The following is a 21,228-nucleotide window of genomic DNA, read 5'->3' as shown; positions in this document are numbered from 1 at the left end:
GCGCGTCGTGGTCCCTGCCCGCCCAGCATAGCGTTCACTTCCAGGTCATTGCAATGCGACACCTCGGTTCGTTGCATTACGTTCACGATCGTTGCAACAGTTTTGGTGTCGTGACCTGCGTAAATGCAAGTGCAACGCAACAAGCATGTTGCCCAGTTCTGGAAAGCAACGTAGCGTTTGCGATGTCAGAAACACCGAGAACGACCAGCACAGGAGCCGATCATCATGCAGAACTTCGCCACCCCCGCCCCGATCTCCGCCGTCGTCGAGATCCCCGCCGGCCGGGTCCAGCTCATCGCCGCGGACCGTGCCGACACCACCGTCGAGGTCCGGCCCACCAACCCCGCCAAGAGCCGCGACGTCCAGACCGCCGAGCAGACCACCGTCACCTACACCGACGGCGTGCTGACGGTCCGGACCGCCGAGCCCCACAACAAGCTCGTCGGCCACGCCGGTTCGGTCGAGGTCACCGTCCAGCTCCCCGCGGGCTCGGGTCTCGAGGGCACGTCGGAGGCCGCCGAGCTCCGCGCCGTCGGCCGCCTCGGTGCCGTCGTCTTCGACGGCGCGTACCAGCAGATCAAGATCGACGAGGCGGCGAGCCTGCGCCTCACCGCGATCGACGGCGACGTCGAGGTGGGCCGGCTCACCGGTCCCGCGGAGATCAGCACCACCCGCGGTGACATCCGGATCGCCGAGGCCACGAGCGGTTCGGTCGTGCTGAACACGCAGTCCGGTGACATCACGGTCGCCGCGGGCGCCGGCGTCTCGGCCACCCTCGACGCCGGAACGACCCTCGGCCGCATCAGCAACACCCTCAAGAACGACGGCGCCGCCGTGCTCGACCTCCGCGCGACGACCGCCCACGGCGACATCTCCGCTCGCAGCCTCTGAGCGGGGCGGTGCCGGCCCGGGCCGACCGGGTCGGCACCACACAGCACGACGGCACCACAGCACGCCGGCACCACGCGACAACGCACCGCGCACTGCGCACCGACCCGCACCACTCCCGCACCACGAACCGACAGGTGGAGAACATGACGAACGACAGCGCTTCCTCGACCAGCACCGCGTGGTCCGGCCTGGTGCCGGTCGACGACACGGCCCTCGCCGTGACCGACACGGGCGGCACGGGCCTCCCGATCGTCTACCTGAACGGCCAGTTCGCCACCCAGGGCTACTGGCGCAGGACGATCGCCGACCTGGGCACCGGCTACCGGCACATCACGTTCGACGAGCGCGCCCGCGGCAAGAGGTCCGGGACATCCGCCGACTACTCGTTCGAAGCCGCCGTGCGCGACGTCGACGCCGTCCTCGCCGCCCGCGGCGTGGAGAAGGCACTGGTGATCGGCTGGTCCTACGGGGCGGTCGTCGCGGCGCACTGGGCGCAGCGCAATCCGGGACGCACCGTGGGCGCGGTCCTGGTCGACGGCGCCTTCCCGCACGACTGGCTCGACGACGCGATGGAGGTCCGCATCCGCAAGCTGTTCCGCCGGATGAGCTGGTTCACGGTCCCGCTGCGGATCACCGGCATCACGCCGCGGATGACCGCGGCGGAGCAGGCCGAGAGCAACATCGAGCTCGGCAAGCTGTCCCGCGAGAGCGCCCTGGCGCCGGTGCTGAACGACATCAGCGTGCCGGTGCGGTACGTGGTCGCGTCGGGGACGTCGCTCGGCAGCAAGGGCGACGAGCAGGAGCAGATCCGGGCCGGCCTGGCGGCGACCACGGCGGGCAACCCGAACATCGAGATCAGCGCCAAGGTGCCCAGCAACCACGGCGCCATCCTCACCAAGGACTTCCGCGCGGTCGCCGACGCCGTGCGGGAGGTCGCCGCCCTCGGGAGCTGAGGGATCAGCCGATCGGGCGCAGGTGCGCGTCGTCCGGCACCGGGAGGCCGAAGCCCGGGGCGTCGCCCAGCCGCAGCACGCCGTCCGCCGGGGTGAGCAGCGCCGGGTCGACGCCGGCCACGGTGCCGGGCACGCCCTCGACCACCTCGACGTTGCCGAGGCCGGCCGCGAGGTGCGCGGCGTAGCGGGTCTTGAGCGGCCGGCCCCAGGCGTGCGGCGAGCCGTGGACGCCGTCCGCCACGAGCCGGGGCATCAGCTCGCGCCACGCGGTCAGGCCGTACGACATCACGTCCATGAGCAGCACGTCGATCGAGCCCGCGGCGGCCACGGGCAGGAGCGCGGCGACGTCGGGCGACGTCTCTCCCTCCGCGATCCGGGTGTCCGGCGAGTGCGCGTCGAGCCAGGCGCGCAGCGCCTTGAGGTCGTCGGCGTCGTCCAGGAACGGCTCCTCGACCCAGTACAACCCCACCTCGGCGACGGCCTCCAGGTAGGTGATGAACCCGTCGCGGTCGTAGCCGTCGTTGGCGTCCACCAGGATGCGGGCGTCCGGGAACGCGTCCCGGACGGCGCGGGTCACCTCGATGTCGCGGGCGTCGCCGGCCGCGCGGGACAGCCACGTGTTGCCGCGGCCGATCTTGAGCTTGAAGTCGCGGAAGCCCAGCGCGGCGTCCGCGCGGCACTCCTCGACGAGCACCCCGACGCCGCGCGGCGCGTCGTCCGGGTCGAGGTCGTCGAAGTAGATCGCGCCGTCGTAGATCGCCACGTCCGTGGCGCCCCGCCCGCCGAGCAGGGCGTGCACCGGGGCGTCGTGCACCACGCCGAGCAGGTCGTGCAGGGCGATGTCGAGCCAGTGCTCGGCGGCGTCGAGGATGCCCGTGGCGGGGTCGATCAGCTCCGAGAGCAGGCGCCCCTCGACCCGGGCGACGTCGCCCGGCGGCCCCTCGAACAGTCCCCAGCCGGTCCGGCCGTCGTCGGTGACCAGCACCGCGACGTGCGAGTCGGGTCCGGCGCCGTGGCTGCCGAGGCGGGCGTTGCGGCCCACGGTCCGGGGGTAGCGCGTCTCCAGCGAGGCGAGCCGGACGGAACGGATGCGGGGGTCTGCGGAGGCCATGGGGTCCAATCAGGTCAGGTCGGGCGGAGGTGCCGCGCCGAGCGCGACGGAGAGGCGGGCGGCGGTGCGACGCACGGCCGCCACGATCGAGGGCTGGGCCGCGACGATGCGGTCCCGGGGTCCGGCCGCGCTGATCGCGGCGACCGGGAGCTCGCCCGCGCCGAGGATCGGCGCGGCGACGCAGCGCACGCCGGGCTCGCGCTCGGCGTCGTCGAGGGCCCAGCCGCGGTCGCGGATGCGGTCGAGCTCCTCGTACAGCGCGGGTGCACTGGTGAGGGTGGTCGGGGTGTAGCCGGTCAGCGGGATGCGGTCGACGATCGCCCGGGCCTCGGCCGCCGGGAGCGCCGACAGGTAGGCCTTGCCGAGCGCCGACGCGTGCAGCGGGGCGCGGCTGCCCAGCTTGGAGACCACCTTCACCACCTGCGGTCCCTCCTGCTGCATCACGTAGCACATCTGGTCGTCGTCGAAGATGGCGATGAAGGCCGTCTCCTCGGTCTCGGCGACGAGCTCGCGCAGGTGCTCGGGCCCCACGGCGTGGACGTCGAGGCCGTCCAGCGCCTGCAGCCCCAGGCGCATCACCACGGGGCCGAGCCGCAGCTCGGTCTCGCCCACCACGTAGCCGCGCTCCCGCAGCGTGCCCACGATGCGGTAGGCGGCGCTGCGGCTGAGCCCGAGGTCCGCGGCGAGCCGCTGGACGGTCAGGCCCGGCGTCGCCGCGATCCGTTCGACAAGGTCCAGGCCGCGTGCGAGGGTGCCGGCGGCCCCGCCGTCGGCGGGGGTCCGGTTGCTCGTGTCAGTCACGCTGCCATTCTGCACGGCACCGGCTCACCCCTTGAGACCGGAGCGGGCGACGCCGGCGATCACGTAGCGCTGCACGAACGCGAACAGGATCAGCACGGGGACGCTCGCGATCGCCGCTCCCGCCATGACCGCCGGGAAGTCGGTGGCGTAGGCGCCGCGCAGTGTCGCCAGGCCGGCGGGGAGCGTGAGCTGCTCCGGGTTGAACAGCACGTACAGGGGCCACAGGAAGTCGTTCCAGCTCCCGAGGAACGACAGCAGGCCGAGCGTCGCGAGCGGAGCCCTGGACAGGGGCAGCACCACGCGGACGAAGATCTGCCAGCGGTTGGCGCCGTCGATCAGCGCCGCCTCCTCGAGCTCCGCCGGGAGGCTCTGGAAGAACTGGACCAGGAAGAACACGCCGAACGCGCTCGCCGCGCCCGGCACCACCAGCGCCCAGACGCTGTCGAGCCAGCCCAGCCCGTCCACGATCAGGTAGTTCGGCATGAGGAAGACGAAGCCCGGGACGAACAGCGTGGCAATGATCAGCCCGAAGATCAGCCGGCGTCCGCGGAACCGCATCCGGGCCAGCGGGTACGCGGCCGCCGACGCCGTGGCGAGCACCAGCACCGTGTGCAGCACACCGACGAGCACCGAGTTGCCCAGCCACCGCAGCAGCGGGGCCTGCGCGTCGGCGAACAGCCGGGTGTAGCCCTCGACGGTGGGCGTGGGCGGGATCCACTGCGGCGGCAGGGCCGTGGCGTCGCCCGTCGTCTTGAACGACGTCGAGAGCATCCACAGCAGCGGGGCCAGGATCAGCACCGACAGGATGAGCAGCATCGCGTACAGCAGCAGCGTGCCGACGACACCGCGGCCGGTCGCCTCGTCGCGCCGGCGCCGGGGCGCGGGCTGCCGGGTCGTGGGCGGGCGGGTGGTGCTGCCGGGGGGAACGACGGTGGTCGCCACGTCAGCTCTCCTTCTGTCGCAGGAACAGGAAGTTCAGGGCGCTGACGGCGATCAGCAGCAGGGCCAGGAGGTAGCTCATCGCGGCGGCGAGGCCCATGCGGAACTGCTCCAGGCCCACCTCGGCGATGAACATGATGGCCGTGCGCGTCTCGTTCGACGGGTTGCCCGCGGTGAGCAGGTAGGACTGGCCGAACATGTTCGCCGAGGCCAGCACGGTCATCGTCAGGACGAAGAGGATCACGGGGCGCAGCTGCGGGATCGTCACGTGCACGAACTGCTGCCAGCGGCCCGCGCCGTCGACCTTGGCGGCGTCGTAGAGCGCGTCGTCCACGTTCTGCAGGCCCGCGAGGTAGACCACGGAGTTGAAGCCCAGGGTCCACCAGAGCGTGACGCCCACCAGCGAGACCCAGACCCACGGCGTCGCCGTCAGCCAGGGCACCGCCTCGGTGACGCCGAGCTCCGCGAGGTACCCGTTGACCAGGCCGGTGTTGCCGTTCAGCAGGTACTGCCAGAGCAGGCCGACCACGCTGACGCCCAGCACGTACGGCGCGAAGAAGACGGCCCGGAAGAACGTGCGCCCGCGGAACCGCTGGTTGAGCAGCAGTGCGAGGCCGAGCGGGACGGCCATGAGCAGCGGCACCGAGAGCACCACGAACAGCCCGGTGGCCCGCATGCTCTCCCAGAACTGCTGCGCCACCAGCGCGTCCGGGGTGAAGAGGTCCACGTAGTTCTGCAGGCCCACGAACGGCCGGTCGGGCAGGAAGAAGTCCCAGTTGTGCAGGCTCATCCAGAGCCCCGACACGGCGGGGACCAGCACGAACGTGCCGAAGATCAGCAGGAACGGCGCGAGGAAGAGGTAGGGCGTCCAGGGCCGCGGCCGGCTCGGCAAGGCGACGGCGGTGGTGGCGGCGGCCCGGGTGACCGGGCGGACGGCGGTGGCGGTCATCTCAGGCCCTCCCGTACTTCTCGGCGTTCTCCTGGAGCAGGAAGGACGCCTGGGTCGTCGCGGTCCCGAGGGCCGCCGCGGGGTCGCCGAGCGAGAGCAGGGCGTCACCGATCGCGGGGTACAGGATGGTCGTCTGCACCTCCGCGATCCCCGGCACCAGCGGGTAGAACCGGATGTGCTCCACCCCCTCGGCCACGTGTGACTGCGCTGTCAGCTCAGCCAGCTCGGGCGAGTCCAGGATCGGCAGGCGGGCGGGAACCGGCCCCGCGGTGGCCCAGCCGATCGAGTTCGCGAGGATCCACCCGAGGAACGTCACGACGGCGGCGAGCCGGTCGGCGTCGAACCGCGGCTGGCGCGCGACCACGAACTGGTGCGAGCCGGAGAAGGCCGCCCGCCCGCTGCCGATCTGCGGCAGCGGCGCGACGTCCCAGTCGAGCCCCTCGACGGAGCCGAGGTCGTTGATGAGGGCGCCGGGGCCGCCCCAGAGGAACGCGTTCTGGTCGTTCTTGAACGCCGTCGAGGCGTCTGAGCCGCTGACGTTCCGCGGGCTCCAGCCGGCCCGGATGAGGGACTGCTGCCAGGTGAGGGCGTCCACGCCGGCCTGGGCACCGAACGTCGCGGCCCGCCCGGCGGCGTCGTAGTGCTCGCCGCCGAACTGCCAGAGCAGGGAGTCGAAGCCGCGCCCCACGCCCTGCGGGTCGACGGCGGGCAGCCAGTGGCCCTGGATCCCCGCCGACGCCAGCGCGTCGAGCGCGTGCTCGTACGCGGCGCGGTCGGTCGGCGGCGCGTCCGGGTCCAGCCCGGCCTGCTCCAGCACCCGGCGGTTGTAGAACAGCGAGTCGGGCCACATGTCCAGCGGCAGCGACCAGCGCTGGTCGCGGTAGACGCCGGAGCCCCAGACCACCGGGAGGTAGTCGGACTCCACGAGGCCGACCGTCTCCAGGACGTCGTCGACCGGCATGATCACCTTCCGCGCGGCGTTGGTCGCCACCTGGAAGTTGTGCATCAGCGCGAAGTCCGGCGCGAGGCCGCTCGTCACCGCGGCGGGGAACTTCTGGTAGAAGTCGCCCCACGGCAGGGCGTACATGTCGATGCCGATGTGCGGGTGCTCCCGCGTGAACTCGTCGATCAGGGTCCGCATGACCGGCCCGTCGCCGCCGGTGAGACCGTTCCAGAACTTCAGCGTGACCGGCGGCCCGTCGTAGGCCGCGGGGACCCGCGGCAGCCGCGCCGTCCCGATCGTCGGCGCGCAGCCCGTGATCGTCGCCGCGACGCCGGCGAGCCCGGCCGCACCGATCGCCCGCAGGACCGCGCGGCGCGTGAGCGTACTCATCTCCACGTCCCCACCTCATTGTGTGCCGTCCCGATCATCGGGACCGCTGTGTCGATGAGCGGGACACTATCGAAAGGCATGGAACGTGCGCAAGAGTCCGCCGCAAAGACGTGCTCGCGCAGGTCCTCGGCGTCGAGAGCCTGCGCGAGCACCGCCCGGGAGCGGAGTCCGGACGGTCAGTGGGCGGCGGCCTCCGCGTAGCGCTGGAGGAAGCGGGCCGTGCCGCGCGCCATGTTCGCGATCTCGGTGGGGTCCACGCTCTCGTTCGGGGCGTGGATGGCCGCGAGCGGTTCCTCGACGCCGACCAGCAGGATCTCCGCCCCGGGGTAGGTGTCCGCGAAGACGTTGCAGAGCGGGATCGACCCGCCCTGCCCGAGCCGGGCCATCGGTCTGCCGTAGGCCTCCTCGAGCGCCGCGGCCAGTGCGTGGAACGCGGGGCCGTCGACCGCCGCGAGGAAGGGTTCGCCCTCCGCCTCGACCGTGACCTGGACGGCGACGCCCCAGGGCGCCGCCGCGCGGAGCTGGCGCTCGAGTGCCGTCCGGGCCTGGTCCGCCGTGGTGCCGGGCGGGATGCGCAGGTTCAGCCGGGCGGAGGCCCGCGGCGTGATCGCCGAGGCGGACCCCACCACCGGCGGGCAGTCGATGCCCAGGATCGTCAGCGCGGGTCGCGCCCAGAGCAGGTCCGCGACGCTGCCGTCGCCCAGCAGGGAGACGCCCTCCAGCACGGTCGCGTCCCACCGGAACCGGTCGGCGGGGTACCCCTCGCCCGCCCAGGTCCCGCGGTGGTCGAGGCCGGCCACCGTGGTGTCCCCGTTGGCGTCGCGCAGGGTGCTCAGCACCGCGACGAGGGCCGCCAGCGCGTCGGGGGCCGCGCCCCCGAACATGCCGGAGTGCACCTCCGACCCGAGCGCCTGGAGCGTGAGCACCACGTTCACCATCCCCCGCAGGCTGACGGTCGCCGCGGGGTGCCCGACGGCGGCGTTGCCGGTGTCGCACACGAGGACGGCGTCGGCGCGCAGCAGGTCGGCGTGCTCGGGCACGAACGCCTCCAGGCCGCCCGTGCCCTGCTCCTCCGAGCCCTCGACCACCAGCTTGAGGTGCACCGGCGGCTCGCCCAGCGCCCGTAGGGCGGCCAGGAGCATGACGATGTTCCCCTTGCAGTCGGCGCTGCCGCGGCCGTACCACCTGCCGTCGGCGTCGGTGAGCTCGAAGGGCGGCGTGCGCCAGGCGGACTCGTCGAGCGGCGGCTGCACGTCGTAGTGCGCGTAGAGCAGCACGGTGGGGGCGGCCGGGTCGGCGCAGGGCCGCGAGCCGACCACCGCCATGCTCCCGTCCGCCGTCCGCTCCAGGTGCGCGTCCTGGAAGCCGACGTCGGCGAACCGGCTGAGCACCCACTGCGCGGCCCGGTCGCACTCCTGGGGCGGGAACTGCCGGGGGTCCGCGACCGACCGGATGGCGACGAGCTCGGCGAGCTCGTCCCGGACCCGCGGCATCTCCTGGTCGACCAGGGCGCGGAGGTCCGCGGTCACGAGCCCACCACGTCGTCGGTCGCGAGGTCGTCCACGTACTGCTGGAACTCGTCGAGCTCGTCGGGGCAGTAGATCTGGATGATCAGCGTCTGCCCGCGCAGGATCTTGCGGTCGGTGATCACGGGTCGCGCGCCGGGACCGGTGGCGCCGTTGGCGAGCTGCGCCTGCAGCGTCGCGCGGTTCAGGGCGTCGTTGGGGTTCGCGCAGACCGCCCCGCCGTCGTCGCCGAGCACCGTGACGATCTGGTCCTTCGACGGCATGACCGTGGCCCCCGCCTCGTCGAGCGCCTGGATCAGCTCGTCGGCCTTCGCCTCGGCGTCGCGCGTCCGGTCGGCCGCGCGGTAGAGGACCAGGGCCAGGACGAGGAGGACGCCGATCACGACGCCCACCGCCACGTACAGGATGGTGCGCTCGCGCCGGGACTGGGTCTCGGTGTGGGTGCTCATTCCGGAGTCACCTCCTCCGTCGACTCCTCCAGCTTCCACGAGGGCTTGCGGGCCCGGTAGAAGAGGTACGGGACCAGGAGCCCGAGGCCGAGGGCGCCGACGACGACGATCACGACGTACACCACCGGGTTGCCCCCGCTGAACTGGGACGGCGGCACGAACCCGACCAGGAGGGCCGCGAGCGACGCGCCGAACCCGACGCCGCAGAGCGACTTGAGCATGGGGCTGCGGAAGCCGCGCGGGTGGTCGGGGTACTTGCGGCGCAGCCCGATGGCCGCGACGAACATGAGCAGGTACATGATCAGGTACACCTGCGTGGTGATCACCGAGAAGATCCAGTACGCGCTGGAGACGTTGGGGATCAGCGCGTACATCAGGCCGATCGCGGTGGTGACGATGCCCTGGACCACCAGGATGTTCTGCTGCACGCCGTTCCTGTTGAGCCGCTGCAGGAACGGGGGCAGGTAGCCCTCCTGGCGGGAGATCAGCAGCAGGCCCTTGGACGGGCCGGCCAGCCAGGTGAGCATGCCGCCGAGCGAGGCCGTGACGAGCATGATGCCGACGATCGGCGTGAGCCACTGCGTCCCGAAGTTCGCGAACACGGCGTCGAAGGCCTGCATGACGCCGGCGGTGAGCGAGAGCTGCTCGGCCGGCACCACCCAGCTGATCGCCAGGGCCGGGAGGATGAAGATCAGCAGCACCATGCCCATCGCCAGGAACATCGACCTCGGGAACTCCTTGGCGGGGTTCCGCAACGACGACACGTGCACCGCGTTCATCTCCATGCCGGAGTAGGAGAGGAAGTTGTTCACGATGAGCACGAGGCTGGCGAGCCCGGCCCACGCGGGGAAGATGTTGTCGGCCGTCATCGGCGCGGCCGACTCGTTGCCCTGGCCGAGGAACACCATGCCGAGCACCACCAGCACCACGCCGGGCACCAGCGTGCCGATGATGAGGCCGCCGCTCGCGAGCCCCGCCACGCCCTTGGTGCCGCGCGAGGAGACCCAGACGCCGCTCCAGTAGACGACGATGATGACGCACGCCGTCCAGACGCCGCTGCTCGCGAGCGCCGGGTTGAAGACGTAGGCCAGCGTGCTCGCGACGAACCCCAGCAGGCTGGGGTAGTAGAAGATCGTCATCGCGAACTGGCACCACACCGCGAGGAACCCCATCGGCTTGGAGATGCCGCGGGCCACCCAGTTGTAGACGCCGCCCTTCCAGCCGGAGGCGAGCTCCGCGGAGACCAGCGACGTCGGCAGCAGGAAGACCAGGGCGGGCACCAGGTAGAGGAACACGCACGCCAGCCCGTAGACCGCCATGGTCGGCGCGGCCCGCAGGCTCGCGACCGAGCTGGTGGTCATCATGGCCAGCGCGACCCACGAGATCCACGCCGTGGCGGGCACCGTGGCGCGGGCCTGGGCGGCGGGCTCGGCCATGGGCTCCGGCGCGGGCCGGGCGGTGGGTGTCGGCTCGGCGGCATGCCGCGCCGTGTGCTCGTGTGCGGGTTCGTGCGGAGCGTCCATGGCGCTCATGACCTGCCTCCGTCCGGTCGGGGCGGCACAGCGGGACAATGCGTCAGCCGGCGAGGAGCCTGGCCTTCTGCGCGCTGAACTCGGCGTCGGTCAGGACGCCGTCGTCCCGCAGGCGGCCGAGGCGTTCGAGCTGCGCGATCACGTCCTCCGACGCGGGGCCCGGGTTCGTGACCGGGGCGGGCGGCGGGGGCGCCGCGTAGACCTGCTGCTGCGGCGGCGGGGCCGCGTAGGACTCCTGCGCCGCCCAGCGGTTCGCCTGACGCCGCGAGACCCGGTTGGACACCGCGGTCGCGGTGCCGGCCACGACGGCCGTGCGTGCCATACCTCCGATGAGTCCCATCACGTGGTCCCTTCCTGCGTCTGTGCCGGTGTGCTGCTCGGGGCCGTCTGCTGCGCCTCCAGCGCGTCGAGCGCCGCGACGACGTCCTCGACCGGGATGCGGCCGGTGGCGATCACCTGCGCCCCCGCCTCCCGCATCGCGGTCACGAACGGGCCGGCCCAGGTGTTCTCGTAGACGATGAGGCCGACGGCGTCGCCGGGGGCCACCAGCGCGACGCTCTGCGCCATGTCCTCGTCGTCGAGGAGCCCGGAGCCCACGCCCTCGAACACGGCGAGGTCGAGGCTGCCGTCGTGGTCCAGGTCGGTGAGCGCGACGGCGACGATGTCGCCCTCGACGGTACGCCGGGCGACCCGGAGGTCGAGGATCCGGATGATCCCGCGTTCCACGAGGTCGAGCAGCGCGGCCAGGCCCTTGCCCTGCAGCCTGCTGCCGGGGAACTCCACGGCGAGGTAGTCGATCGGTCCGACGTCCAGCTCGGTCATCTCCGGACCTCCTGCGGTGACGGGCGGGTACAGCGATTCCGCACCGACACTGACAGCACCCGGGGTGGTCGCGGCCCACCCGGACAGGGGTGGACCTGCGCCACCCGGTCCCGGGCCATGATCACGGGACAGACCCCCGGAGGTCCCCATGTCCGCCATCCCGACCTACGACGCCGAGCAGCTCAGCGGCATGCTCGCGATCCTGCCCGACGTGGACTCGGTCGAGCTCAAGCTCACCGTCCCCGACGACTTCCAGCGCTCCGCCGTCCGGATCCTCGGCATCGACCCGCTCGACGCCGTGCTCCGCCAGGTCGCGTTCGTCGACACGCCCGACCTGCGGCTCTCGTCCGCCGGGGTGGTGCTGCGCGCCCGCCGCACCCAGCGCAAGCCCGCCGACCTGACGGTCAAGCTCCGGCCCGCGATGCCGCACGACGTGCCCGACGGCTACCGCGGGCACGACGGGTTCAAGGTGGAGCTGGACGCGTCCCCCGCCGGCTACACGTGCTCGTGCTCCCTGACCGTCGAGGCGCCCGACCGCCGGGTCCGCAAGGTGATGCTCGGCAGCCGCGGCATCCACGGCCTGCTCGACGACGACCAGCGCGCCCTCCTGGGCGAGCGCATGCCCGAGGACGTGCAGGCCGACGACCTCGTCGTCCTGGGCCCGATCAACCTGATCAAGTGCCGGTTCCGGGCCAAGGGGTACCGCCGCCGCATGGTCGCCGAGCTCTGGGGCCTGCCGGACGGCTCACGGATCCTCGAGCTGTCCACCAAGGCACCCCCGGAGGAGGCGTTCCAGGCCGCCGCCGAGACCAAGGCCGTCCTGGCCGGCAAGGGCCTCGACCTCGGTACCCCGCAGGAGACCAAGACCCGCGCGGCGCTCGCCGCGCTGACGGCGCCGGAGGTGGACCGGGCCGAGGCGGACGGCTAGCCGGAGGCCGAGTGCCGGCCCGGGGCGGAGGGCCGGCCGCCGGCCGGCTCCCGGCTGCCGGCCGGGCGGGTCGGCAGCAGCCGGGTGAGGAAGATCGCGACGGCGGCCAGCACGGCGAGCACCCCGAGGCTGGTGCGCAGGCCGTCGACGCGCGCCGTCGCGTTCTCGTCGACGATGGCGTCGACCTGGTCCTCCGGCAGCCCGGCGTCGGTCAGCCCGCTGCGCACCTGGTCGTCGGCGAGGAACGGCACCCCGCCCGCGAGCTGGACCGTGGCGGTCGCGGACAGGTCGTCCGGCACCGCGGGATCCTCCTCGATCCCGAGGAGAAAGCTCGTGGTGAGGGCGGTGATCAGCACCGAACCGGCGACGGCCGTGCCGAGCGACGCCCCGAGGTTGGTCGCCGTGTTCTGCAGGCCACCCACGTCGCCGCTGAGCTCGTCGGGGACGGCGGAGACGGTGACCGCGCCGAGCTGGGAGGCCAGCGCGCCCACCCCCAGGCCGGCGCACAGCAGCGGCACCGTGACGATCTCCGGGCCGGACCCGACGTCGAGCGCCACGACCAGCGCGACGATCCCGAGCAGGATGGCGGCCAGGCCTGCGGCGACCACGCGGCGGGGCGACGCCCGCGGCAGAAGCCTCGGGACGGCCACCGCCGCGACGAGCAGGGCCACCGACAGCGGCAGCAGGCGGACGCCGGTCTCGAACGCGCTCAGGCCGAGCGCCACCGAGAGGTAGAGCGGGATGGTGAAGAACAGCCCCGCCTGCAGGAGGAACTGGAACAGGAACATCACGAGCCCGCCCGAGAGCTGGGTGTTGCGCAGCAGCGTGACGTCGACGAGCGGCTCCTGGCCGTGCGCCGTCCGGCGGGCCTGCCACCAGAGGAAGGCCCGGATCACCAGCAGGCCGGCGAGGACCAGCCACAGGGTCGCCGAGATGCCGGCGATCGCGGGGGCGCCGGGCTTGGCCTGGATCCACCCCCACTCGCTCGACCGGAGCACGCCGAACACCGCGAGGCCCAGGCCCAGCGCCGACAGCACCATCCCCACGAGGTCGAACGGCACCCGCTTCGCCGGGGCGGTGTCCTGGATCTTCCGGGTCAGCGCGAGGATCGCCAGCACCACCACCACCTCGCCGGCGAACACCAGGCGCCAGGTGAGGTAGGTGGTGACCGCGCCGCCGATCAGCGGCCCGGCGGCGACGGCGATCGCGCCCGCCGACGCCACCAGGCCGTAGGCGCGCGGCCGGGCGTCCGGCTCGAAGTTCGCCGCGACCAGGGCAACGATCGCCGGCATGATCAGGGCGGCGCCCAGGCCCTCCAGCACCGACCAGCCGAGGATGAGCACGGCCAGGTTGGGCGCGAGCGCCGTGGTCAGCGAGCCGGCGCCGTAGATCACGCAGCCGAGCGCGAACGCCCTGCGCCGGCCGATCATCGTGCCGATCTTGCCGCCGGTGATCATCATGGTCGCCATCACCAGCGTGTAGAGGGTGATCGCCGTCTGGACCCCGGTGACGGTGGTGCCGACGTCCTCGGCGACCTGGGCGATCGAGACGTTCATGACCGAGCTGTCGAGGGTCATGAGGAACTGCCCGGACGCCAGCGTCGGCAGCACGATCCGCGACGCGGCGGCCGTGCGCCCCGTGGCGTCAGCGGTCATCGTGCACTCCCCTGTTCAGCGCCGCCAGGCGCCCGCGGGCTGACCGCGCCGGGACCGGTTCATCAGTGCCCGGGCCAGGTCGGCCGCCTCGGCCCGGGACCCGCAGCCGAGCTTGCGGTAGATCACCTTGAGATGGAACTTGAGCGTGTTCACCGAGATGAACAGCTCGTCCGCGATCTCCCGCAGGCTGAGCCGGCTCGGGAGCATCCGCAGGATGCCGAGCTGCCGGTCCGTCAGGTCCTCGACGAGCTCGACCACCGCCGTCCCGGGCGGGGACGCCCCGGAGAGCGGGACGCGGCGAAGCCGGTCCAGCCAGGGCCGCGGCACCTGCCAGGCCAGCCGCTCGATCGCCTCGACGACCTCCGTGCCCTCGGACGCGACCGTCTGCACCAGGCCGTGCGCGGCGGCGAGCCGCACCGCGCGCGACAGGGCGGCCTCGGCCTCGTCCGCGTCGCGGGTCGTGCGGCTCAGCAGCAGGTCCAGGAGCACGTGGTGCCGCACGCAGCGGGGGGCCGCCGCGCGCAGCGCAGTGTCCGCCGCCCCGACGTCGCCCTCCGCGATGAGCACGCGCGCCGTCTCGACGCCGCCCCAGAAGGGGTCGTCGACCTCGGCGGCCCAGCGCGCGGCGTCGTCGAGGCGGCTCCCGGCCAGGGCCAGCAGGGTGCCCGTGCGGGCCAGGAGCGTGCGGCTGCCCGGGCCCGTGAGCTCCGTGTCGACCAGCTCCGTGGCGGCGCCGAAGGCCCGCTCCGCCGCCGCGCCGTCCCCGGAGTCGACGGCCGTCCGCGCCAGCTCCAGGGACGCCAGCAGCCGGCAGTGCGGCACCGGGTCGCACGGGGTCTCGACCAGGCGCGACAGCAGCGGCAGCGCCGCCGACTGCTCCCCGATCTCCCGGTTGGCCAGCGCCTCGGCGACCATCAGCTCGGTCTGCGCCGTCGTCAGGTTCGCCGCCTCGGACATGCCCCGCGTGCCGTACACCAGGCGCAGCGCCTCGACCGGGCGCCCCGCGAGCGCCGCCCCCAGGGCCCGGGTGGCCTCGAACGCGATCCGCCGTCCGGGGACCGGGTTGAGGGTGCGGGCCACGTGGCGCACCTCCGCGCCGGCGTCGTCCCACCGCTCCGCCAGCGCGATCTCCCGGGCCAGCAAGTTCCAGCCGAACCGGCACAGCGGGTCGGCCTGCCAGCGGTCCCCGATCGTCGCGAGGGCCCACCGGGCGGACCGGGCCCCCGCGCCCCAGTCGCCCGAGACGGCCGCCGACGCCGCGCGGAGCATCTCCAGCCGCGCGAGCAGCCCCGGTTCGATCGCGCCGTCCCCGTCGGCCTGGGCGAGGACGGTGTGCACGGCCTGCACGAACGCGTTCCGGTCGGCGAAGAGCTGGCACCAGGCGAGGTCGACCGCCGCCGCCGTGTCCACCGCGGCGGCGGCCGCCGGGATCGCCGCGAGCATGCGCCGCACGGTGACCTCACGCCCGCTGTCGTAGAGCTGGGGCACGCAGGACGCCAGCAGCCGGAGCGCCGCGCGGTCCTGGCCGGCGCGCAGCAGGTGCTCGAGCGCCGCCACCGACCGACCGCCGTCCTCGAACCACCGCGCGGCGCGGCGGTGCAGCTCGGCCAGGCGCTCGGGGTCGCGCCGGCGCAGCTCGACCAGGAGGGCGTCCCGGACCAGGGCGTGTGTCTCGTACGCCCCCGAGGGCTCGATCCGCGCGGCGAACAGGCCGCGCTCCTCGGCCCGCTCCAGCAGCTCGGGGGCGTCAGGCCGGCCGGCGAGCACCCGGGCGAGGCCGGGCTCCACCCGGTCCACCACGGACACCGCCATCAGCACGTCGACGACGTCGGTTGGCTCGCCGCTGAGCACCTCGTGCCAGACGTAGTCGCCGACGTAGCGTTCGACGTCGTCCTGCCGCGGCGCGTCCGGGGCCGCGCGGGCGTCCGCCGTCCGGGCGGCCAGCGCGGCGAGCTGGATGCTGGCGGCCCAGCCGCCGGCGTGCCGTGCGGCCTTGGCCACGCGCTGCGGCGGAAGTGTCGGGGCGAGCCGGGACAGCATCTCGGTCGCCTCGTCGAACGAGAACCGCAGCTCGGGGAACCGGACCTCGCCGAGCAGCCCCCGCGCCCGCAGCCGGTCCACCGGGAGGGGCGGGACGTGCCGGCTGACCAGCACCACGCGCAGCCACCGCGGCAGGTGCTGGACGAACATCGTCAGCGACCCGCCCGCCACCGCCTCGTCCACGGCCTCCAGGTCGTCGATCACCAGCACGCGCGGGCCGTACCGCCGCGACTCCAGGTCGTCGAGCAGCGTCCCCACGGCGTCGAGCAGCGCGTGCCGCCGCCGGATGAGGTCGGCGGCGGGCTCGGCGCAGCCCGGGGCGATCCCGTCGAGCGCGGCGAGGATGCTCAGCCAGAGCTGCGCGGGGTCCCGGTCCGACTCGTCGACGGACAGCCAGGCGTGCGGCAGGTCGGTCCAGCCCACCCAGTCGCGCAGCAGGGAGGTCTTGCCCGAGCCCGCCGGCGCCACGACCAGGGTGAGCGGCGACTCGACCGCGGTGTCGAGCAGCTCGATGAGACGGGGCCGCCGCACGAGGTACTCGGGGTTCACGGCCGGCCGCAGCTTCGCCTGGTAGACGAGCACGTTCCCGCCGAACGAGTCGCTCATGTCCGACTCTCCTTGATGCGCCTGACTGTCGTGTGGGCACGACACCACGCAGTCGATCACTCCCGGGTGCAGGGGTGATCACCCGGTTCGGGGGATCTGCCCGCGCGGACGGCGGGCGGGGGCCGGACGGCGCGGGCGGGCTGCGCTCGTCCGGCCGGGGCCCGGTCAGGCCTTCTCGCGCAGGCTCTCCCGCGCCGTGCGGACGGCCTCGTAGCGGTCCAGGGCCTCCGCGCGCTCGGCCTTGTGGTCGACGACGGGTGCGGGGTAGCCGGCCGGCGGACCGTCCGGCAGCTTCCAGGGCTGGTGCGCGGCCTTGCCCGGCACGTCCGCGAGCTCGGGGACGTACCGGCGCACGTAGGCGCCGTCCGGGTCGAACCGCTCGCCCTGCAGCACCGGGTTGAACACCCGGAAGTACGGGGCGGCGTCGGTGCCGCTGCCGGCCACCCACTGCCAGCCGTGCTGGTTGGAGGCGAGGTCGCCGTCCACCAGCCGGCTCATGAAGTGCCTTGCGCCCCACCACCACGGCAGGTGCAGGTCCTTGACGAGGAACGACGCCGTGATCATGCGCACCCGGTTGTGCATCCACCCCTCGGCCAGGAGCTGCCGCATGCCGGCGTCGACGATCGGAAAGCCGGTGCGGCCCTCCTGCCAGGCGGCGAACAGCTCGTCGGCCTCGGGCCCGCTGTCGGTGACCAGCGCGTCGAAGGAGCGGTCGTAGTTGCGGTGGGCGGAGTCGGGGCGCTGGTCGAGCACGTCCGCGTAGAAGTCGCGCCACGCGAGCTCGTTGCGGAACGACTGGGCGCCGTTCGAGCGCTTGGCCGCGAGGTCGGCGAGCAGGCTGCGCGGGTGCACGCAGCCGTACTTGAGGTAGACGGACATGCGCGAGGTGCCGGGGCGGTCGGGCCGGTCCCGGCCGTCCGCGTACTCCTGGAGGTGGTCGCGCACGAACTCGTCCCACCGCTCGTGTGCCGCCGCCTCCCCGGGCTCGGGCAGGTCGGCGTCGACGGCGGGCTGGTCGGGGATCTCCGTCGCCCGCACGTCGACGGTCGCGGGGTCGATCCAGTCCAGGGAGCCGGCGTCGGTGTCCGCCGGGGCGCGCCACCCGTGGTCGGCCCAGGCCCGGCTGAACGGCGTGAACACGCGGTAGCGGCCGCCGTCCCCGGACTTCACCCGGCCGGGCGCCACGGCGTACGGGGAGCCCGTGCGCACCAGGTCGCGGCCCCGCTCGTGGAGCGCGCGCTCGACGTCGTTGTCCCGGGCCTGGCCGTAGGGACCGAAGTCGGCGGCGATGTGGACGGCGCCCGCGCCGACCGCCTCGGCTACCCGGGGCACGACCTCTACCGGGTCGCCCCGCACCACCAGGAGCCGGCCGTCCAGGCTCGCGCTCAGGTCCCGCAGGCAGCCGTAGAGGAACCACTGCCGTGGGGTGCCGGAGGGCTTGAGCAGGCGCGGGTCGAGCACGAACAGGGCGAGCGCGCGAGCGCCCTGACCTGCGGCGAGAAAGGTCGGCTGGTCGGCGACGCGCAGGTCGCGACGGAACCAGATCAGCGCCGGGGCATCGGTCATGCCGCCCACCGTACGGGGGCGCGGCCGGCCCCGCGCCCGGGCGGGACTGCGCCCCGCGGCTGCCCGCCTACGGTCCGCACTCCAACCCGCCGCCGAGTCAGTCGACTGGTCCGACCAACCGGCTGACTCGCCACACCAGACCGGCCGAGTCAGCCGGTTGGTCGGACCAGTCGACTGACTCGGCGGAGAGTGGCTGCGCCCGGACACGGTGCACGGCGCCGCCGGTGTCCGTCACGGCACCTCGAACGTCACCGTCCGCACCGGGTTGTCGAACTCCGTGGTGCGCAGCGACACCTGCACGTCCCACTCCCCCGTGGTCGGCAGCACGAGGTCGCCCGCGTAGACGCCCGGCCCCAGCGAGCTGAGCGTCACCTCGCCCAGCTCCACCTCGTCCGAGGCCAGCGCGAGCCGCGGCGCCTCGTAGCCCTCGGCGGGTGCCCCGGCGACGTCGGTCATCTCGATGGTGAGGGTGGCGGGGCCGACGGCGAGGGGGGCCAGGGTGATCCGCGCCGAGATGTCGTCCAGCCGCACCGACTCCTCGGCGCTCGGCCCCCGGGTCTCGGCGGCGGTGTCGGCCGGGGCGGACTCCGGGCTGCGGTCCACCAGGAAGCCCGTGACGCCCAGGACCACCACCAGCACGGCGGCCTCCGCGAGCGCCGTCCGGACCAGCAGTGCGGCGGGTGCCGCACGACCCTTGCGCGGTGCCGCCCGCAGGCGCGGCAGCAGGGCGAAGCGGTTCCACGCGGCGATCCCGACAGCAACGAGCGCGGCGAGGACCTTGACCAGCAGCAGCGCCCCGTAGCCGGAGTCGACGAGCGCGCCCCAGCTTCCGGCGACCCGCCAGGCCAGCACGGTCCCGGCGACCACGAGCACCGCCAGCAGCACCGAGGCCCAGGTGGAGAACCGGCCGAGCACGACGGCGCCGGCGTCCCCCCGCGCGAGGTCCCCGAGCACGAGAGCGACCGCCACGAGGCCGCCGAGCCACAGGGCCCCCGCGGCCAGGTGCAGCACGTCCACGCCGATCACGAGCGCCTCGGGGGTCGCCGCCCGCGTGTGCCCGGTGAACGCGGGCGCGGCCAGCGCGAGCGCGCAGCCGGCCGGCACCAGGACAACCCGCTTCCGGTCGGGCGCGGCACCCGCCGGGAGCGACCGGACGGCGAGCGCGAGCCCGGCGACCACAGCGGCGGGGACGGCGTACTCGGCGGGCGCGAGCGCCGACCAGGTCGAGCCGTCCGTGATCGCCGACGCCGGCAGGCCGAGCTGGTAGAGCGCGACCAGCGGCACGGCCAGCCCCCAGCCGAGGGCGGCAACGCCGGCCGCCACCCGGGCGACAGCGCGGAGCCGACCGCGTGACCGGTCGGCCACGCGGTCGCGCGGGAGGAACAGGACCACGAAGGCCGCCACGCCGGCGGCGCCCAGCAGGCCCACGTAGCCCACCCCGCGGACGACGCCGAGCAGCACGGGCGCGTCGGTGCCGGCGTCCGCGCCGGTCGGCACGTCCACCACGTCGCTGGGCGCCCCCACTGAGAAGCTCAGCGAACCGCCGATCGGGTGCCCGTCCTCCGACACGAGCCGCCACACCACCACGAGCGTGCCGTCCGGGACGTCCTCGTCGAGGTCGACGAGGAGCCGCGAGGCGCGGACCGTGGCCGTGGACGCCACCTCCTCGCCGGTCGCGTCGAACACCTTGATGCCCGCCGGGACCCCGATCACGGACTCGTTGAAGGTGAAGGTGACCCGCTCGGGTGCGGCGTCGAGCACCGCGCCCTGCGCCGGGTCGGTGCTGATGAGCGTCGCGTGGGCCGCGGCGGGACTCGCCGACCCGAGCAGGAGCGCCCAGGCGACGGCGAGCAGGAGCAGCCAGCCGCCGGCGCGCCGCCCCGCGGTGCGGTGGCCCGCGGTACGGCGGGTCATCCGCGTCGGCGCTGCCGCAGCAGCACCGCCCCGCCCACCAGGGCGCCCGCGATCAGGAGACCGGCCGCTCCGTAGGTGACCAGCGAGCCGCGCGCCTCGGCGGCGGCAGGTTCCTCGGCAGGCTCCCCGGCCGGCGACACGGCCGGCTCAGCGATCACACTCGGCTCGGCGGCGGGCTCCGCAGTGGGCTCCGCGGCGGGCTCGGCCCTCGCGGACGCCTCGTCGGCGGGCTCGCCCTCACCCGCCGTCACCACGAGGACCGGCGCCGGCCGTTCGAGCGCGTCGTGCCCCTCCCCGTGCTCGGCGACCTCGGTCCAGGCCGCCTCCCCCACCTCGCACTGCTGGACGACCGGGAAGACGAGGGTCGCGCCGGCGTCGTCGGGCAGGCGCACGGAGAACTCGACCTCGGCGTGCTCCCCGTCCGGGAGCGGCTCGTCGGTCGACCAGGTCAGGGCGTCGGGGGTCTGCTCGACGGCCCAGCGGTCCGTGCCGGCGGCGGTCACGTCGGTGGCCTCCGCGGGAACCCGGACGGAGATCGCGGTCGTCGCCGAGTCCGCGCAGCCGTGCGGGATCTCGACGCGGAGCACGGCCGTGGCACCCGCAGCGGTGGTGGAGGGCGTGATGGTCACGTGGGCTGACGCCGTCGTCGTCCCGAGGACCACGAGGCCCACGGCGGCAAGGCCGGTGAGGGCCGCGCGACGGATCGTTGTCGTGCGATTCATGGTGACTCCTGGGGAGTGGAGCTGGCCCGCACACCAAACCAGCCTGCCGAACTAGTGTCAAGAATGTGAACTGATGCGCCCGCGACCATGGATTTCGGGTGGCGCTGCGCGTACGGTGGTTCACGTCACTGAATCAAGGTCGCAGCCGTGAACCGCGGAGCGGCCGCCACCGGAGGGAAGACATGCCCAACATCACCGTCGAGCTGCTGCGCGGCCGCACGATCGAGCAGCGTCGCGACTTCGCCAAGGCCGTGGCCGACAGCGCCGTCGAGATCCTGGGTGCCCGCCGCCAGGACGTCCGCATGGTGTTCAGCGAGATCACCCCCGACATCGTCGCCAACGGCGGTGTGCTCGCCAGCGAGGACGAGAGCCGCGCCGGCGTCGTCGCCACGTTCGCGGACGACTGACCGTTCGCCTCGAGGCCCGGGTTTCTTCGCTCTGAGCGACCTCAGAGCGAAGAAACCCGGGCCTCAAAGGGGATCTCGGGCCGG

The 21,228-nt window shown here is 73.7% G+C and carries 19 protein-coding genes; 4 read left to right on the top strand and 15 right to left on the bottom strand.

Going from position 1 to position 21,228, the window contains the following annotated elements; translation table 11 throughout:
• Window positions 1–225: 225 nt before the first annotated feature.
• On the top strand, window positions 226–891 hold the full coding sequence (locus ACH45N_RS22930) for a DUF4097 family beta strand repeat-containing protein (protein ID WP_397398221.1): 666 nt from the start codon (window positions 226–228) through the stop codon (window positions 889–891).
• 143 nt (window positions 892–1,034) lie between these two features.
• Window positions 1,035–1,844: an alpha/beta fold hydrolase gene (locus ACH45N_RS22925; protein WP_397398219.1), complete on the top strand. Its 810-nt coding sequence runs from the start codon at window positions 1,035–1,037 to the stop codon at window positions 1,842–1,844.
• A 4-nt stretch (window positions 1,845–1,848) separates the two neighbouring features.
• Here ACH45N_RS22925 and ACH45N_RS22920 read toward each other — a convergent pair whose 3' ends face one another.
• The 10 genes from ACH45N_RS22920 to ACH45N_RS22875 all read right to left on the bottom strand — a co-directional run bounded on the left by ACH45N_RS22920 (window position 1,849) and on the right by ACH45N_RS22875 (window position 11,306).
• The gene (locus ACH45N_RS22920) at window positions 1,849–2,955 is read right to left on the bottom strand and encodes an enolase C-terminal domain-like protein (RefSeq protein ID WP_397398217.1); all 1,107 of its coding nucleotides are present in this window, start codon (window positions 2,953–2,955) and stop codon (window positions 1,849–1,851) included.
• A gap of 9 nt (window positions 2,956–2,964) precedes the next feature.
• The gene (locus ACH45N_RS22915) at window positions 2,965–3,756 is read right to left on the bottom strand and encodes an IclR family transcriptional regulator (RefSeq protein WP_397398215.1); all 792 of its coding nucleotides are present in this window, start codon (window positions 3,754–3,756) and stop codon (window positions 2,965–2,967) included.
• A 24-nt stretch (window positions 3,757–3,780) separates the two neighbouring features.
• Window positions 3,781–4,698: a carbohydrate ABC transporter permease gene (locus tag ACH45N_RS22910; protein WP_397398213.1), complete on the bottom strand. Its 918-nt coding sequence runs from the start codon at window positions 4,696–4,698 to the stop codon at window positions 3,781–3,783.
• A 1-nt stretch (window position 4,699) separates the two neighbouring features.
• Window positions 4,700–5,644: a carbohydrate ABC transporter permease gene (locus ACH45N_RS22905; protein WP_397398211.1), complete on the bottom strand. Its 945-nt coding sequence runs from the start codon at window positions 5,642–5,644 to the stop codon at window positions 4,700–4,702.
• Between the two features lies 1 nt (window position 5,645).
• Window positions 5,646–6,977, bottom strand: a complete 1,332-nt coding sequence (locus ACH45N_RS22900; RefSeq protein ID WP_397398209.1) for an ABC transporter substrate-binding protein — start codon at window positions 6,975–6,977, stop codon at window positions 5,646–5,648.
• A 176-nt stretch (window positions 6,978–7,153) separates the two neighbouring features.
• Window positions 7,154–8,506 carry a dipeptidase gene (locus tag ACH45N_RS22895; RefSeq protein ID WP_397398207.1) on the bottom strand — a complete coding sequence of 451 codons (1,353 nt, stop codon included), beginning with the start codon at window positions 8,504–8,506 and terminating at the stop codon, window positions 7,154–7,156.
• The gene (locus tag ACH45N_RS22890) at window positions 8,503–8,952 is read right to left on the bottom strand and encodes a hypothetical protein (protein WP_397398205.1); all 450 of its coding nucleotides are present in this window, start codon (window positions 8,950–8,952) and stop codon (window positions 8,503–8,505) included. Before ACH45N_RS22890 ends, ACH45N_RS22895 begins: the two co-directional genes overlap by 4 nt.
• On the bottom strand, window positions 8,949–10,484 hold the full coding sequence (locus ACH45N_RS22885; RefSeq protein ID WP_397398203.1) for an APC family permease: 1,536 nt from the start codon (window positions 10,482–10,484) through the stop codon (window positions 8,949–8,951). Before ACH45N_RS22885 ends, ACH45N_RS22890 begins: the two co-directional genes overlap by 4 nt.
• Window positions 10,485–10,527: 43 nt before the next feature.
• Complete coding sequence (locus tag ACH45N_RS22880) at window positions 10,528–10,824, bottom strand: SHOCT domain-containing protein (protein ID WP_397398201.1); 297 nt, start codon at window positions 10,822–10,824, stop codon at window positions 10,528–10,530.
• On the bottom strand, window positions 10,824–11,306 hold the full coding sequence (locus ACH45N_RS22875) for a DUF6325 family protein (RefSeq protein WP_397398199.1): 483 nt from the start codon (window positions 11,304–11,306) through the stop codon (window positions 10,824–10,826). The genes ACH45N_RS22880 and ACH45N_RS22875 overlap by 1 nt, the downstream gene beginning before the upstream one ends.
• A gap of 148 nt (window positions 11,307–11,454) precedes the next feature.
• On the opposite strand from ACH45N_RS22875, the gene ACH45N_RS22870 reads away from it, so the two are divergent.
• Window positions 11,455–12,234 (top strand): hypothetical protein, encoded by a 780-nt coding sequence (locus ACH45N_RS22870; RefSeq protein WP_397398197.1) that lies wholly within the window; start codon window positions 11,455–11,457, stop codon window positions 12,232–12,234.
• Here ACH45N_RS22870 and ACH45N_RS22865 read toward each other — a convergent pair.
• The 5 genes from ACH45N_RS22865 to ACH45N_RS22845 form a co-directional block, all read right to left on the bottom strand.
• Entirely contained in the window at window positions 12,231–13,889 is a 1,659-nt protein-coding gene (locus ACH45N_RS22865; protein ID WP_397398195.1) for an MFS transporter, read from the bottom strand. The genes ACH45N_RS22870 and ACH45N_RS22865 overlap by 4 nt on opposite strands.
• A gap of 15 nt (window positions 13,890–13,904) precedes the next feature.
• Window positions 13,905–16,535 carry a LuxR C-terminal-related transcriptional regulator gene (locus tag ACH45N_RS22860; protein ID WP_397398193.1) on the bottom strand — a complete coding sequence of 877 codons (2,631 nt, stop codon included), beginning with the start codon at window positions 16,533–16,535 and terminating at the stop codon, window positions 13,905–13,907.
• Window positions 16,536–16,700: 165 nt separating this feature from the next.
• The gene (locus tag ACH45N_RS22855; protein WP_397398191.1) at window positions 16,701–18,101 is read right to left on the bottom strand and encodes a cryptochrome/photolyase family protein; all 1,401 of its coding nucleotides are present in this window, start codon (window positions 18,099–18,101) and stop codon (window positions 16,701–16,703) included.
• A gap of 231 nt (window positions 18,102–18,332) precedes the next feature.
• A complete protein-coding gene (locus tag ACH45N_RS22850) occupies window positions 18,333–20,015 on the bottom strand; it encodes a copper resistance protein CopC (protein WP_397398189.1) in 1,683 nt (560 codons plus the stop codon).
• The gene (locus tag ACH45N_RS22845) at window positions 20,012–20,737 is read right to left on the bottom strand and encodes a YcnI family protein (RefSeq protein WP_397398187.1); all 726 of its coding nucleotides are present in this window, start codon (window positions 20,735–20,737) and stop codon (window positions 20,012–20,014) included. The genes ACH45N_RS22850 and ACH45N_RS22845 overlap by 4 nt, the downstream gene beginning before the upstream one ends.
• Before the next feature lie 182 nt (window positions 20,738–20,919).
• Between ACH45N_RS22845 and ACH45N_RS22840 the strand changes: the two genes are divergently transcribed.
• Window positions 20,920–21,144: a 4-oxalocrotonate tautomerase family protein gene (locus ACH45N_RS22840; protein ID WP_397398185.1), complete on the top strand. Its 225-nt coding sequence runs from the start codon at window positions 20,920–20,922 to the stop codon at window positions 21,142–21,144.
• The last annotated feature ends 84 nt before the right edge of the window (window positions 21,145–21,228 follow it).

The sequence above is a fragment of the Promicromonospora sp. NPDC019610 genome (assembly GCF_044389365.1).
Classification (GTDB): domain Bacteria; phylum Actinomycetota; class Actinomycetes; order Actinomycetales; family Cellulomonadaceae; genus Promicromonospora.
The sequence above is the reverse complement of the archived record's forward strand: the minus strand, read 5'-3'. Positions and strand labels throughout refer to the sequence as shown.